This is a genomic window from uncultured Sphingomonas sp., assembly GCF_913776855.1.
Lineage (GTDB): Bacteria > Pseudomonadota > Alphaproteobacteria > Sphingomonadales > Sphingomonadaceae > Sphingomonas.
In genome coordinates this window covers 136,046-150,413 of sequence record NZ_CAJYQD010000014.1, presented here as the reverse complement: position 1 = coordinate 150,413, position 14,368 = coordinate 136,046, and the positions used below count along the sequence as shown (strand labels likewise).

At 67.6% G+C, this 14,368-nt stretch carries 14 protein-coding genes and 1 pseudogene; 9 read left to right on the top strand and 6 right to left on the bottom strand.

Going from position 1 to position 14,368, the window contains the following annotated elements:
* Positions 1-15 precede the first annotated feature (15 nt).
* The 4 genes from QZ755_RS03640 to QZ755_RS03625 all read left to right on the top strand — a co-directional run bounded on the left by QZ755_RS03640 (position 16) and on the right by QZ755_RS03625 (position 5,052).
* Entirely contained in the window at positions 16-1,092 is a 1,077-nt protein-coding gene (locus QZ755_RS03640) for a M23 family metallopeptidase (RefSeq protein WP_294319846.1), read from the top strand.
* Positions 1,089-2,099, top strand: coding sequence for a potassium channel family protein (locus tag QZ755_RS03635; protein WP_294319844.1), 1,011 nt, complete (start codon positions 1,089-1,091; stop codon positions 2,097-2,099). Before QZ755_RS03640 ends, QZ755_RS03635 begins: the two co-directional genes overlap by 4 nt.
* Positions 2,100-2,166: 67 nt before the next feature.
* Positions 2,167-3,498: a 30S ribosomal protein S12 methylthiotransferase RimO gene (gene rimO / locus QZ755_RS03630; protein ID WP_294319842.1), complete on the top strand. Its 1,332-nt coding sequence runs from the start codon at positions 2,167-2,169 to the stop codon at positions 3,496-3,498.
* Positions 3,499-3,669: 171 nt separating this feature from the next.
* Entirely contained in the window at positions 3,670-5,052 is a 1,383-nt protein-coding gene (locus QZ755_RS03625) for a leucyl aminopeptidase family protein (protein ID WP_294319840.1), read from the top strand.
* Between the two features lie 26 nt (positions 5,053-5,078).
* On the opposite strand, the gene QZ755_RS03620 is transcribed toward QZ755_RS03625, so the two are convergent.
* On the bottom strand, positions 5,079-6,530 hold the full coding sequence (locus QZ755_RS03620; RefSeq protein WP_294319838.1) for an ATP-binding protein: 1,452 nt from the start codon (positions 6,528-6,530) through the stop codon (positions 5,079-5,081).
* Positions 6,531-6,623: 93 nt separating this feature from the next.
* Between QZ755_RS03620 and QZ755_RS15380 the strand changes: the two are divergent.
* A pseudogene (locus QZ755_RS15380) lies at positions 6,624-6,857 on the top strand (DUF2809 domain-containing protein); the annotation flags it as partial.
* A gap of 117 nt (positions 6,858-6,974) precedes the next feature.
* Here the strand turns inward: QZ755_RS15380 and QZ755_RS03610 are convergent.
* From QZ755_RS03610 to QZ755_RS03600, 3 genes are read right to left on the bottom strand one after another with little or no spacing between them, the layout of a single operon-like run.
* The gene (locus tag QZ755_RS03610; RefSeq protein ID WP_294319834.1) at positions 6,975-7,301 is read right to left on the bottom strand and encodes a 2Fe-2S iron-sulfur cluster-binding protein; all 327 of its coding nucleotides are present in this window, start codon (positions 7,299-7,301) and stop codon (positions 6,975-6,977) included.
* A complete protein-coding gene (locus QZ755_RS03605) occupies positions 7,298-8,401 on the bottom strand; it encodes a cysteine desulfurase family protein (protein ID WP_294319833.1) in 1,104 nt (367 codons plus the stop codon). Before QZ755_RS03605 ends, QZ755_RS03610 begins: the two co-directional genes overlap by 4 nt.
* The gene (locus QZ755_RS03600) at positions 8,398-9,402 is read right to left on the bottom strand and encodes an aminotransferase class V-fold PLP-dependent enzyme (RefSeq protein ID WP_294319831.1); all 1,005 of its coding nucleotides are present in this window, start codon (positions 9,400-9,402) and stop codon (positions 8,398-8,400) included. Before QZ755_RS03600 ends, QZ755_RS03605 begins: the two co-directional genes overlap by 4 nt.
* Positions 9,403-9,488: 86 nt before the next feature.
* On the opposite strand from QZ755_RS03600, the gene QZ755_RS03595 reads away from it, so the two are divergent.
* Both QZ755_RS03595 and QZ755_RS03590 read left to right on the top strand, forming a co-directional pair.
* Entirely contained in the window at positions 9,489-10,145 is a 657-nt protein-coding gene (locus tag QZ755_RS03595; protein ID WP_055784189.1) for an alpha/beta hydrolase, read from the top strand.
* 175 nt (positions 10,146-10,320) lie between these two features.
* On the top strand, positions 10,321-10,569 hold the full coding sequence (locus QZ755_RS03590) for a hypothetical protein (protein WP_294319828.1): 249 nt from the start codon (positions 10,321-10,323) through the stop codon (positions 10,567-10,569).
* Positions 10,570-10,580: 11 nt separating this feature from the next.
* Here QZ755_RS03590 and QZ755_RS03585 read toward each other — a convergent pair whose 3' ends face one another.
* Complete coding sequence (locus QZ755_RS03585) at positions 10,581-10,748, bottom strand: hypothetical protein (RefSeq protein ID WP_294319827.1); 168 nt, start codon at positions 10,746-10,748, stop codon at positions 10,581-10,583.
* A complete protein-coding gene (locus QZ755_RS03580) occupies positions 10,745-11,707 on the bottom strand; it encodes a pyridoxal-phosphate dependent enzyme (protein WP_294319825.1) in 963 nt (320 codons plus the stop codon). Before QZ755_RS03580 ends, QZ755_RS03585 begins: the two co-directional genes overlap by 4 nt.
* Before the next feature lie 139 nt (positions 11,708-11,846).
* Here QZ755_RS03580 and QZ755_RS03575 point away from each other — a divergent pair, with 139 nt between their 5' ends.
* Together QZ755_RS03575 and QZ755_RS03570 are read left to right on the top strand one after the other, a co-directional pair.
* Positions 11,847-13,088 (top strand): type III PLP-dependent enzyme, encoded by a 1,242-nt coding sequence (locus tag QZ755_RS03575; protein WP_366509156.1) that lies wholly within the window; start codon positions 11,847-11,849, stop codon positions 13,086-13,088.
* 185 nt (positions 13,089-13,273) lie between these two features.
* Positions 13,274-14,326, top strand: coding sequence for a deoxyhypusine synthase (locus QZ755_RS03570; RefSeq protein ID WP_294319823.1), 1,053 nt, complete (start codon positions 13,274-13,276; stop codon positions 14,324-14,326).
* The last annotated feature ends 42 nt before the right edge of the window (positions 14,327-14,368 follow it).

The window sequence follows — 14,368 nt, the reverse complement described above, 5'->3', positions numbered from 1 at the left end:
GGCAAGGGGGCGGCAATGAGGGTCGGAACGCGGGGCGCGGTGGCGCTGATCGTCATGGGCGCGGTGAGCGGGTGCATTCCCGCCTCTCCCGGCTACGATCCCGCACCCGCCCTGCCGCAGGCACCGCCGGTCGCCGCCCCCGATACCCCCCCCGCGACCCGGCCGCAGGGGGATGGCGTCACCGCGCTTCCGTCCGCCCCGCCGGCATGGGAAGCACGGCGGGTGAACGCCAATGCCCGCACCATCGCCGACAGCGTCTATGTCGTGCGGCCGGGCGATACGCTCCGCGGCGTCGCCAATGCGACCGGTGCCGGGTCGGAAGCCATCGCTCGCGCCAACACCCTGCCCGCCCCCTTCACCATCCGCGCCGGCCAGCGGCTGACCATTCCTGGCGGGCGCTATCACACGGTGCATGAGGGGGAGACGGGGATCGCCATCGCCCGTGCCTACGGCGTTGACTGGTCGCGGATCGTCACCGCCAACGGCCTCACCGAACCCTATATCCTTCGCACCGGCCAGCGGATCCTGATCCCCGGCGATGCGCTGCCCCGCTCCGCTGCCGAGCGTGCCGCCGCGTTCCGGCTCGACATCGACGACATCCTGACTGGCGGTGAACCGGCGATCCGGCCGAACGAAAGGCCGGCAGTGGCGGTCACCTCGCCTCGCCGCGTGCTGCCGTCGACCGCCGCGATCGCCGCGCCGACTACCACGCCCGGCACCTTTGCCTGGCCGGTCGACGGGCGCCTCTACAAACGCTTCGGCGCCGGGGCGAGCGGGGAGCGCAACGACGGCATCAAGATCGCGGTGCCGATGGACACCCCGATCGGCGCGGCGGCGGACGGCACCGTCGCCTATGTCGGGACCGGCGTACCCGGCCTGGGCGGCGTGGTCATCATCCGCCACGGCGGCGGGCTGACGAGCGTGTACGGCCACGCCAGCCAGCTGCTGGTCCAGCGGGGCCAGGCGGTGAAGAAGGGGCAGAAAATCGCGTTGTCCGGCGATTCGGGCTTTGCCGACCGACCGATGGTACATTTCGAGATGCGCTCGGGCCGTACGCCGGTCGATCCGCTCACCCGGTTGCCGCGCCGGTGAAGTCGCCGGGCCGGCGCGCGATCCTGCGACAATCGTCGTCGCTGCCGGTCTGGGCGTCGATCCTGTGGCGGGTCGTCGCGGTGCTGGGGCTGGTCGGGATCGCGATCGGGGTCCACTGGTTCGACCGCGAAGGCTTGCGCGACAATTACGACGGGTCGGTCAGCTTTATCGACGTCATCTATTTCACGATGATTTCGATCACGACCACCGGCTATGGCGACATCGCACCGGTCACCGAACGCGCCCGGCTGTTCGATGCGTTGATCGTGTCGCCGATCCGGGTGTTCGTCGTGCTGCTGTTCATCGGCACGACCTATCAATTCGTCCTTCGACGCAGTTGGGAGCGTTGGCGCATGGCGCTGTTGCAGGAAAAGCTGACCGGGCACATCGTCGTCGCCGGGTTCGGAAAGACGGGTTCGGAGGCGATCGACGAACTGATCGCGCGGGGCGAGGATGCGCGGCGGATCGTCGTGATCGATCCGGTCGCCGCCAATATCGATGCCGCGCAGAAACTGGGCTGCATCGTGCTGCAGGCCGATGCGACGCGCGATGCGACACTGAACGATGTGTGCGTCGCAAAGGCCCGCGCGCTGATCGTCGCGACCGGCCGCGACGATACGTCGATCCTGGTGACGCTGACCGCACGCCACCTGGCCCCGGCCCTGACGATCAGCGTAATCGTCAAAGCGGAGGATAACGAATTTCCCGCCCGCGCCGCCGGTGCCACGACGGTCATCAACCCGGTCAGCTTTGCCGGGCTGCTGCTCGCCGGGTCGTGCAAGGGGCCGCACATCGCCGACTATCTGCTCGACCTCGCCTCGATCGGCGGGCCGGTGGCGCTGGCCGAACGACCGGTCGCCCCGCACGAGGTCGGCCAGCCGCTGTCGGCGATCACGACCGGACTAGGCCTGCGGGTCTATCGCGGCGACGGGAAGCTCCGGTTCGACAGCCCCGAAGTGCAAACCCTGCAGCACGGTGACATGATCGTCGAAGTGGTGACACGATAACGACCGGCGGCGCCCACCCACGCGCCCCTATCGTTTTGCCGCAAAATCGCTATATAGCCCGGCGATCATGGCAACTCGTCTTCCTTCGCCCCCCCGTGTCGGGATGGTTTCGCTCGGCTGTCCCAAGAACCTCGTCGACAGCGAACGCATCCTGACGAAACTGCGCAGCGACGGCTATCAGATGTCGCCCGACTATGCCGGGGCGGACGTCGTGCTGGTCAACACCTGCGGCTTCCTCGATTCCGCCAAGGAAGAATCGCTGGAAGCGATCGGAGAGGCGATTGCCGAAAACGGCCGCGTCATCGTGACCGGCTGCATGGGGCAGGAGGCGGAAACGATCCGTGCCCGCTTCCCACAGGTGTTGGCCGTGACCGGCGCGCACCAGTATGAACAGGTGGTGGAGGCGGTGCATGAGGCTGCGCCGCCGATCCCGTCGCCCTTCGTCGATCTGGTGCCCGAAAGCGGGCTGAAGCTGACGCCGCGTCACTATAGCTATCTGAAGATTTCGGAAGGCTGCAACCACCGCTGCTCCTTCTGCATCATTCCGTCGATCCGCGGCGAACTGATCAGCCGCCGGCCCGACGCGATCCTGCGCGAGGCGGAAAAGCTGGTCGCGGCGGGGACGAAGGAATTGCTGGTCATCAGCCAGGATACCTCGGCCTATGGCATCGACATCCGCCGCGAACCCCGCGCATGGAAGGGGCGTGAGGTCGTGCCGCACATGACCGACCTTGCCCGCGAGCTTGGGCAGATCGCGCCGTGGGTCCGGCTGCACTATGTCTATCCCTACCCCCATGTCGACAGCGTCATCCCGCTGATGGCGGAGGGGCTGGTGCTGCCCTATCTCGACATTCCGTTCCAGCACGCCTCCCCCAATGTGCTGAAGGCGATGAAGCGCCCCGCCAACGATGCGAAGGTGCTGGAGCGGCTGCGCGGCTGGCGTGAAGTGTGCCCGGACATCGCGATCCGATCGTCCTTCGTCGTCGGTTTCCCCGGCGAAACCGAAGCCGACTTCCAATATCTGCTCGACTGGCTGGACGAGGCGCAGCTCGACCGCGTGGGCGCCTTCCGCTTCGAACCGGTCGAGGGCGCCGCCGCCAATGCCTTGCCCGATCCGGTGCCGGAAGCGGTCAAGGAAGAGCGCTATGCCCGGATCATGGAAAAAACCGCCGCGATCTCGGCCGCCAAGCTCGCCGCCAAGATCGGCCGCACCATCGACGTCATCATCGATGAGGTCGGCGAAGAGGGCGGCGCGACCGGCCGCAGCACGGCGGATGCGCCGGGCATCGATGGCGAAGTCTTCCTGCGCGATGCCGGCCATCTGGCACAGGGCGACATCGTCAAGGTCGAGGTCGAGGACGCCGACGAACACGATCTGTACGGGGTACCGGTCAGCTAAAAGATCCTCCCCGCTTGCGGGGAGGGGGACCAGCCGAAGGCTGGTGGAGGGGGATCGCAGCGCAACGCACGCGTAGTGGAGGAGGGCACCCCTCTCCACCAGGTTCGCTGGTCCCCCTCCCCGTGCCGGGGAGGATTGCGCTGATCCATGGGTCGGTCCTACATCCACCTCATGACACCGACGATCACCGCCGACCGGGGGCAGGACGCCCACACTCTCCACCTGATCGATCCTGCCGGCTTCGACACGTGGTTGATACGGCAACCCCCGCGCATCCGCGCCGCCGTCACCGCCCAACGCCTCACCGCAAAGCCCGGCAAGGTCGCTACGCTGCCCGGCGAGCAGCCCGACGATTGGTCCGTCGTAACCATCGTCGCCGACACCACGACGCTGACTCCTTGGTGTCTCGCCCACCTCCCCGCCCAGCTCCCGCCCGGCAATTACCGCCTCGCCACCGGCACGCCGGGCGCAGCGAAGCTCGGCTGGGCCACCGCGCAATATCGCTTCACCCGGTATCGGAAGGCGGAGGACGACGCCCCGCGCATCCTCCTGTCGCGCGATCCGGCGCAGATCGACGAAGCGCTGCGCCAGGCCGCCGCGACCGCCCGCGTCCGCGATCTCGTCAACACCGCCGCTGCCGATCTCGGCCCCGCCGAACTCGCCGCCGAAGCGAAGGCGATGGGCCAGGCGCACGGCGCGACCGTCACCATCACCACCGGCCGCGACCTCGTAACCGGCTATCCGATGATCCACGCCGTCGGAAAGGCGGCGGCGAAGGGCCGCGAGCCGCGCCTGATCGAACTGACCTGGGGCGATCCCGCGCACCCAAAGGTCGCCCTGGTCGGCAAGGGCGTGTGCTTCGACAGCGGGGGCCTCGACATCAAGCCTTCGGCGGGAATGCGGCTGATGAAGAAGGATATGGGTGGCGCGGCGCACGCCCTCGCGCTCGCCGGGCTGGTAATGGAAACGCACCTGCCGATCCGCCTCCACCTGCTGATCCCCGCGGTCGAGAACAGCGTGTCGGGCGACGCCTTCCGCCCCGGCGACGTGCTGAACAGCCGCAAGGGGCTGACGGTCGAGAATACCAACACCGATGCCGAAGGGCGGCTGATCCTCGGTGATGCACTCACCCGCGCGTGCGAGGAGACGCCCGAACTGCTGATCGACTTCGCGACCCTGACCGGGGCGGCGCGGGTTGCGCTGGGGCCTGACCTGCCCGCGACCTTCGCAAACGACGAAACGCTCGCCGCCGACCTGCTCGCCGCCGGTACCGCGGAGAGCGACCCGTTGTGGCGGATGCCGCTATGGGACGGCTATGACAACCTGCTGAAATCGGACATCGCCGACATGGTCAACGCGCCCGAAGGCGGCATGGCCGGCGCGGTCACCGCCGCACTGTTCCTCCGCCGCTTCGTGACGCCGGGCACCGTGTGGGCGCATCTCGACACCTTCGCCTGGCGCGCGGCGGCGAAGCCGGGCCGGGCAAAGGGCGGCGAGGCATATGGCCTGCGCGCGGCATGGCGGCTGCTGAAGGACCGGTACGGGCGGCACTAAATTCCTCCCCGGCACGGGGAGGAGCGTTACGCCGCTTCCGCCGCTTCCGTCGTCCACCCCAGATGCGGCAGCGCGATCGACCGTTTCCCCGCAAGATCGATCCGGCACACCAGCAGATCACGCCCCTCGATATAGGCCAGCATCCGCTTCACCCTTCCCAGCGAGCTGGTGCCATAGGTCCGCGCGATCTCCGCATCGCTGGGGCACGGCCGCCCCTCGCGCGCCGCCCGCGCGATCAACATGAACGCGCCCAGCATATCGTCGGGCAGCACATCGGCGATCGCCAGCGCCTGTGCCCAGTCCGCATCCGGCGCATCATAGATTCCGGCCCGCGCACAGGCCAGTCGCCGGGTGAAAGCGGGCAGGTCGAGCGGCGGCCGGCCCAAGCCGACCATGCGGCAGCGCACGTCGAAATCCTGATACAGCACCGCCGCCGCGCGCTGCTGATCGCCCTCATCCTCCACCAGCGCGCGCAGCACATCGGCGACGATCGTGTCGGTTTCGTCCGCCGACCGTTCGGGAAGGTCGGGCGCGACGCTCGGCCGGGGCGGCGCGGCGATGGCGGCCTCCACTGCCTCCGGCGGTGCGACGTGGCGGATCGGCGGTCCCAGCGGCAGCATCGCCTCGACCGGGGCGAGCAACAGGTCCTTGATGTCGGCCACCGGCGCGGTCGGCAGCGGCGTCAGCTTGGGACTGCCGCTACGCGCCGAGGTCTGCACCGGCCCGATCTTGATCGACAGCGGACGCCGCGACACCGCCGGCCCCAGCGCGAGGAAGTGCCCGCGCTGCAGATCACGGATCGCCTCCGCCTGCCGCCGCTCCATGCCCAGCAGGTCCGCGGCGCGCGCCATGTCGATGTCGAGGAAGGTCCGCCCCATCAGGAAGTTCGACGCCTCGGCCGCGACGTTCTTGGCGAGCTTCGCCAGCCGCTGCGTCGCGATCACGCCGGCAAGGCCGCGCTTGCGCCCACGACACATCAGGTTGGTCATCGCCGACAGCGACGCGCGACGTACCTCCTCGACCACCTCGCCGCCGCCCGCCGGGGCGAACAGTTGCGCTTCGTCGACCACCACCAGCGCCGGATACCAATGCTCGCGGGGTGCATCGAACAGCGCGTTCAGGAACGACGCGGCGCATTTCATCTGCCCTTCGGCCTCCAGCCCCTCCAGGCTCAGCACCACCGATGCGCGATGTTCGCGCGCGCGCGTCGCGAACTTGGCGACCTCGCGCTCGCTATGGTCGGCCGCCTCGATCACGACATGGCCGTACGCGCCGGCCAGCGTGACGAAATCGCCTTCGGGATCGATCACCACCTGCTGCACATGGCCGGCGCTGCGCTCCAGCAACCGGCGCAGCAGATGCGACTTTCCCGACCCCGAATTACCCTGCACCAGCAGTCGGGTGGCCAATAATTCTTCGAGATCAAGGGGAACGGTCTTGCCCGCCGGGTCCGTCCCCATATCGACGTTCACGGTCATCGCGGGTCTTTAGGCCGCGGGGCAGGGTCGGGGCAAGCGGTTGCATCGCGGCACGTCGCACGCCATGGCACGGGCCGATACGGGAGGAACGCGATGCGGTTCGACAGGGGATATGCCGCACTGACGTGCGCGCTGTTGCTGAGCGAAATCCTGATCGCGCTGTTCGTGCGCGATGCGATCGTGCGGCCCTATGTCGGCGATGCGCTGGCGGTGGTGCTGGTCTATGCCGGTCTGCGGACGATCACCCGGCTGGGCGTGATGCCCGCAACGCTGCTTGCCTTGCTCACCGCCGTCGCGATCGAGTTCGGCCAGTATTTCCGTTTGCTCGACCATATCGGCCTGGCCGGCAATCGCTGGGCGCGGATCATTCTGGGCAGCGGGTTCGATCGCCAAGGACTTCGTGGCCTATGCCGCCGGTGCGCTCGGCGTCCTGCTCGCCGAACGCTACCGCCGCGCATCCCGCGCCGCCGCCGGCACCCGCACCGTCAGGCCGTCCAGCGATTCGTCCAGCACGATCTGACACGCCAGCCGGCTGGTCGCGACGGCACCCTCCGCAAAGTCCAGCATATCCTCCTCCTCTTCGCTCGCGGGAGCCATGCGTGCGAAGTCCGCGGGATCGACGATGACATGGCAGGTCGAACAGGCCATCTGCCCGCCGCACGTCCCCTCCAGCGGCAGGTCATACGCCTGCGCCAGATCGAGCAGCCGGTCACCCGACGCCCCCCGCGCTTCCTCCACCTGTCCATTGGCGCGCACGAAGCGAACGATCATCGCTGCCCCCGCGCGGCTTGGTCGATCGCCTGCAATGCCTGCACCAGTTCCTCCTCCCCTGTGTAGCGCCCATAACCGATCCGCACCGACGACCGCGCCTCGCGCTCGTTAAGCCCCAGCGCGCGCAGCACGTGGCTGCTGCGGCCCGATCCGCTGGAACAGGCCGATCCGGCGGAAAAAGCGATGGCGCGGCACTCGCTCATCAACCGCGCGACGTCGAGGCCTTCCATCCGCACGTTCAGGTTTCCGTGCCAGCGCCGATCCTCGCTGCCGTGCAGCATCCAGTCCGGCCCCGACAGGATGCCGCGCGCGACCGACCACAACCGCGTCGCGTGCGACCGGTCCGCGGCATCCAGCAATCCTGCCGCAACGCCGAAGCCGACACAGAGCGCGGGGCTGAGCGTACCCGAGCGCAGGCCGCCCTCCTGCCCGCCGCCATGCAGGATCGTGGCCGGTTCCGCCCCTTCGCGCACCCACAGCGCACCGATCCCCTTCGGGCCGTACACCTTGTGCGCCGATACCGCGACCAGGTCGCAGGCATCATGGGGCAGGTCGACCCGCCCGAACCCCTGCACCGCGTCGCAAAACATCACCGCGCCCGCCGCCCGCGCCAGTTCGCCCAGCCAGGCGATCGGCTGCACCACGCCGATCTCGTTATTGACCAGCATCGCCGCGACGATCGCCGTGCGCCCGTCGATTGCGGCGACGGCGGCATCGCGGTCGACCAGCCCGTCCCGCCCGACCGGCAGCACCACGACCTCCGCCCCCCGTATCACCAATGCCTGCGCCGTATCGAGGACACAGGCATGTTCGGTCGCGATCGTCACCACTTTCGGCCGGTGCGCCCGCAACCGCTCGAAGGTGCCGGTAATCGCCCAGTTTGCCGCCTCGGTCGCGCCGCTGGTGAAGAACAGCCGCCCGCCGTCCGCGCCCAGCGCCGCCGCGACCTGCCCCCGCGCCACCTCGACGGCCGCCTTGGCGCGCCGACCTTCGCGGTGGGGGGAGTGCGGGTTGGCATGGGCATCGCGCAACCACGGCACCATCGCGTCAAAGGCTTCGGGAGCGAGCGGAGTCGTCGCCTGATAATCGAGATAGGTCACGCCATCGCACTCCACGCGGCGGCAAAGGCATCGACCTCCGCAGCGGTCGTGTTCCATCCGAAGCTGACCCGGATCACCTCGCTCGCCGCCCTGGCATCCATGCCCATCGCGGACAGGACATGGCTGGTCTTGAGCGTACCCGACGAACAGGCACTCCCCGCCGACACCGCGAACCCTGCGCTGTCCAGCCGCATCAATTGCGCCGCCGCCGACCGTCCGGGCAGGCGATACGCGGCAATGGTCGCAATCCGGGGAGAGGTATCGGCAATGATCTCCCCACCGCCGGCCCTGATCCTGGCATCCAGATCGGCCCGCAATGCCGCGACACCGGCCAACCAGTCACGCGGCGCCTCCAGCGCGGCGGCAAAGCCCAGCGCGCCGGGTAAATTCTCGGTCCCGCCGCGATAGCCCTGTTCCTGCCCGCCGGTCGGCGTAAGCAGCGCGAAGTCGCGCACCAGCAGCGCCCCGATCCCCGGCGGCCCGCCCAGCTTGTGTGCCGATACCACGATCAGGTCGGCCAGTGGCAGCGGCAGCTTGCCCGCGCTTTGTGAACAGTCCGCGACCAGCACCCCGGCCCGCACCGCAACCTCCGCGAGAGGCTGCAACACCCCCGTCTCGCTATTGGCCGATTGCACCGCCACGCGACGCCCCTCCGGCACCGCGGCCAGCGCGATCAGTCCATCCGAACCGACCGGAACCCGCTCTCCCCCGACAACGCGTAGCACCGCATCATGCTCGACGGTCGTAGCGACCGCATCATGGCCATGCAGCGCGATCGACAGTGCCTCGCTCGCCCCGCTGGTCAGGATCACTTCCCCGTCCCAGCCCAGCGCCGCGGCGATCCGCGCCCGCGCGTCCTCCAGCGCCCGCCGCGCCGCACGCCCCTCGGCATGGGGGCTGGACGGGTTGGCCCAACGCGCCATGCCCTCGGCCACGGCGGCGATCGCTTCGGGCCGCATCGGGGTGGTCGCGGCATGGTCCAGATAGATGCGGATCGTCAAAACACTTCCGTTCCGATTGCGTGCGCCTATATAGCCGGCAACTCCCGTCGCGCCATCCGCGCGCCCAGATCATAACAGGACGTCCCATGCCCGAAGTCATCTTCCCCGGACCCGAAGGTCGACTGGAAGGGCGTTTCGCCCCCGCCCCGCGCCCGCGTGCGCCCGTCGCGATGATCCTGCATCCGCACCCCTCGTCGGGCGGCACGATGAACAACCGCATCGTCCAGGAACTATACAAGACGTTCCAGCGGCGCGGCTTCGCGACCCTGCGCTTCAACTTCCGTGGGGTGGGCAAGAGCCAGGGTACGTTCGACAACGGCGTCGGCGAACTGTCGGACGCCGCCTCCGCGCTCGACTGGGTGCAGAGCTTCCACCCCGAAGCGCAGACGACGTGGATCGCGGGCGTCAGCTTCGGCGCGTGGATCGGAATGCAGCTTCTGATGCGTCGCCCGGAAATCCGCGGCTTCATCTCGATCGCCCCGCCGGCGAACATGTACGACTTCACCTTCCTCGCGCCCTGCCCGTCGTCGGGCATCATTATTCAGGGTGATGCGGACGAGGTGGTGACCCCGGCCGCCACGCAAAAGCTGGTCGACAAGCTGCGCACGCAGCGCCACATCACGATCCATCACGACACCATTCCCGGCGCCAACCACTTCTTCCAGAACGAAATGCCCGAACTGATGGGCAGCGTGGACAAGTATCTGGACATGCGGCTGGACCCGAACTCGCCGATCAAATAGCTCGGTGCAGCGGATTGGCAACGCTAATTCGCGCCCGGCGGCAAGCACGGCTGGCGGCGCCACTGCGCCGACCGACGACGCGGCTTTGCCGCGTCGCAACCGGATACCATAACAAGCTTGCCCTATTGGAAACCCGGCATAGACTAACGGCATTTCCTTCGTACGGATGCCGCCCATGTTGACCCTGCTCCTGCTCGCTACTGCACTTCAGGCCCCTGCACAGACGCCGCCTGCCATCGAAAAGCCGGCGCCCGAAAAGAAGATCTGCCGTCGCGGAGCTGCGACCGGGTCGATCATGACGATGCGCACCTGCCATACCGCCGCCGACTGGGCGAAGATCGACGCGGACGCCGCCGACGCGACGGCCGAGGCGCTGCGCCAGCGTGCCAATGCCGGCACGTCGATGAGTTCGACCCGCCAATAACGAAGGCGTGGCTACACGGTCCAGATCGCGACGTTCCCGACCATCACCACCGCGCATATGATCATCAGGATGCCGTTGCGCCGTTCACCGCGCGCGATCATCCTGATGCCGAACACGACCAGCAGCCCCGCGACCAGCATCAGGATCGCGAGCAGCGTACCCGCCGGCCCTTGCGTCATGCCGCCAGCACCGTGGCATAGGCGGCGGCATCGACATTGCCGCCGGACACCAGCACCAGCGTGCCCGGTACCACCGACACTCGTCTGGACAGGATGGCGGCCAACGCGACCGCGCCTCCCGGTTCGACCACCGTGCGCAGATGCCGCATTGCCCAGCGCTGCGCCTCGACAATCTCGCCCTCGCTGACCGCCACGCCGGTCGCGCCGCGCCGCGACAGCACGTCGAACGTCCGTTCGGCCACGCGCGTCGTCTGCAGCGCGTCGCAGGCGGTTGGCGGCGGCGCATCGCCCACCGGTTCGATCCACCCGGCCTCCAGGCTGCGACGCATATCGTCCCATCCCTCCGGCTCGACCGTCACGACCTCCGCCTCGGGCAGCGCGAGGGCGATCCCCGCCGCCAGACCGCCGCCACCACACGGCACCACGACCCGCACCGGGGCGGCAAGCCCCGCAGCCGCCATCTGCGCCGCCGCCTCGATCCCCGCCGATCCCTGCCCCTCGATCACCCACGCATCGTCGAAGCTCGGCACCAGCGTCGCGCCGCGCGCATGGGCCAGATGGGCGGCGATCTTTTCCCGGCTCTCGGTCGCGCGGTCGTAGCGGACGACTTCCGCACCCAGCGCCATCGTCGCCGCCAGCTTCGCCTGCGGCGCATCGGCCGGCATGACGATCGTCGCCGCAATTCCAAGCCGCTTGGCCGCCCATGCAACCCCCTGCGCATGATTGCCCGACGAGAAGGCGACCACCCCGCGAGCCCGCGACTCGTCGCAAAGCGCGGTCAGGCGATGCCACGCGCCACGCAGCTTGAACGCCCCGACCGGCTGCAACGCCTCCATCTTGAAAGCGACGGCTAGACCATTGATTTCCCTTACCATAAGCGGAGATAGGGGCAGGATTTCCGCGATCTTCGCAGCGGCATCGCGCACCCCGGCGCGGGTCGGTAGTCGCATAATCGTCATAAATTGCACTTTCTGCCGCACAACCACTTTACATCAAGGTTTGTGGGTCATAGATCGCGCCTCCGCTGCCCCATGGGACTTCCAACCGCAAGGCAGCTTTTGTCACCGTATGCCGAAAGGCAATTGGAGGTCCCTTGAATTGGCCAAGCACTATAGCGCGCTGGGGCTAGCTGCCCCCTTTATCGCCCGTAGCTCCTCCTTCGAGCGCGGGATCGACATTGCAGAGCGCCGACCCGTCGAACCGGTCACGCTCGTTCGCCCGCACGCCGCCGCGCGCGCCGCCCGATTCTTCGTGGAGAAGTTTCCGGGCCGCTCGATGTATGCGGTGAAGGCGAATCCGTCGCCCGACCTGCTCCGTGTCCTGTGGGACAACGGCATCGTCCACTATGACACCGCGTCGATCGGCGAGGTTCGTCTGGTGAAGTCGACGCTGCCGGACGCGACCTGCCACTTCATGCACCCGATCAAGGCGCCGGAAGCGATTGCCGAAGCCTATTTCGAGCATGGCGTGCGCACCTTCTCGCTCGACAGCATGGACGAACTGCACAAGATCGTCGCCGCCACCGAAGGCGCGACCGACCTGACGCTGTGCGTCCGGATGCGCGTGTCGTCGGAATATGCGAAGCTTTCGCTCGGGTCTAAGTTCGGTGTCGCGCAGGGTGAGGCAAAGGACCTGCTGATCGCGACCCGCCAGGTCGCCGATGCGCTGGGCATCTGCTTCCATGTCGGCAGCCAGACCATGTCGCCCGACGCCTATTCGGGTGCGATGGAGCGCGTCCGCGCCGCCATCGTCGAAGCGGGCGTCACCGTCGACGTGATCGATGTCGGCGGCGGCTTCCCGTCGCGCTATCCCGGCATGACCCCGCCGCCGCTGGAGCGTTTCTTCGAAACGATCCACCGCGCGTTCGAAAGCCTGCCGATCAGCTATTCGGCCGAATTGTGGGCCGAGCCCGGCCGGTCGCTGTGCGCCGAATATGCGTCGGTCGTCGTCCGCGTCGAACATCGTCGCGGGGCCGAGCTGTTCATCAACGACGGCGCCTATGGCTCGCTGTTCGATGCCGCGCATATCGGCTGGAAATATCCGGTGCAGCTGCTGCGGCAGCCGGAATCGGACGCCCGCGACATGGACTTCAGCTTCTGGGGTCCGACCTGCGACGACATCGACCAGATGAAGGGCCCGTTCCCGCTTCCGGCCGATACCCGCAGCGGCGACTATTTCGAGATCGGGATGCTCGGCGCCTATGGCTCGGCGATGCGGACCGCGTTCAACGGTTTCGGCAATGGCGAAACCGTCGTGACCGACGACGAACCGATGGAGTCGATGTATATCGAACTCGATCCGGTTCCGGCGTTCGTGTCGAACAACGTCGTCAAGCTGTAACCAGCCGCTTCTAATCGACCACCTCCCCCTTCCCGCAGCGATGCGGGAGGGGCCGGGGGTGGGCTTTGCATGGCTTTGCCGCTATGCGACCGCCATCGGCTCCTCCCGCATGTGTGGGCAGGAGGCCAAACCGGGTTTCCGCGTCCCCATAACGACGACGGCTTATCGATGATGATGGGACCATCATGACCGACACGACGATCAACGACACCCGCAAGGCCGAACTGCTTTCGACCACCGTCGAACATGTCGACATCACCAAGTTCGACGCCCGCCCAATCATCGACGCCATGGGCAAGATGAGCTTCACCAGCCGCGACCTCGCGCGCGCCACCCGCATCTACAACCAGATGCTGGAGGACAAGGACTGCTCGATCTTCCTCGTGATCGCCGGCTCGACCTCGGCCGGCGGCTGCATGGACCTCTATGCCGAACTCCTGCGCTCGAACATGATCGACGGCGTCGTCGCGACCGGCGCGTCGATCGTCGACATGGATTTCTTCGAAGGGCTGGGCCACAAGCATTATCAGGCGCTGGAAATCCCCGACGACAACACGCTGCGCTCGCTCTACATCGACCGTATCTACGACACCTATATCGACGAAGAACAGCTGCAGGATTGCGACCACACGATCGGCAAGATCGCCGACTCGCTGGAGCCGAAGGCCTATTCGTCGCGCGCCTTCATCCGTGAGATGGGCAAGTATCTGTCGGCGCATGGCAAGAAGGAAAACAGCCTCGTCAAGCTCGCCTATGAGCATGACGTGCCGATCTTCTGCCCGGCGTTCGTCGACAGTTCGGCCGGCTTCGGTCTGGTCAAGCACCAGGTCGACCGCGCGAAGGAAGGCAAGCCGTACATGGTGCTCGACGCCATCGCCGACTTCCGCGAACTGACCGATATCAAGATCAAGGCGGGCACCACCGGCCTGCTGATGATCGGCGGCGGCGTGCCGAAGAACTTCATCCAGGACACCGTGGTCTGCGCCGAAATCCTCGGTCACGACGATGTCGAGATGCACAAGTACGCGGTGCAGATCACCGTCGCCGACGTGCGAGACGGCGCCTGCTCGTCGTCGACGCTGAAGGAAGCGGCCAGCTGGGGCAAGGTCGACACCGCGCTCGAACAGATGGTGTTCGCCGAGGCCGGGTCGGTCATGCCGCTCCTCGCCTCGGACGCGTACCATCGCGGTGCGTGGAAGGACCGCGCGAAGCGCGCCTTCGGCAAGATGTTCGACTGACCGGTCGGCACATCGCTGGATGCGGAAACGGCGGGAGAGCGA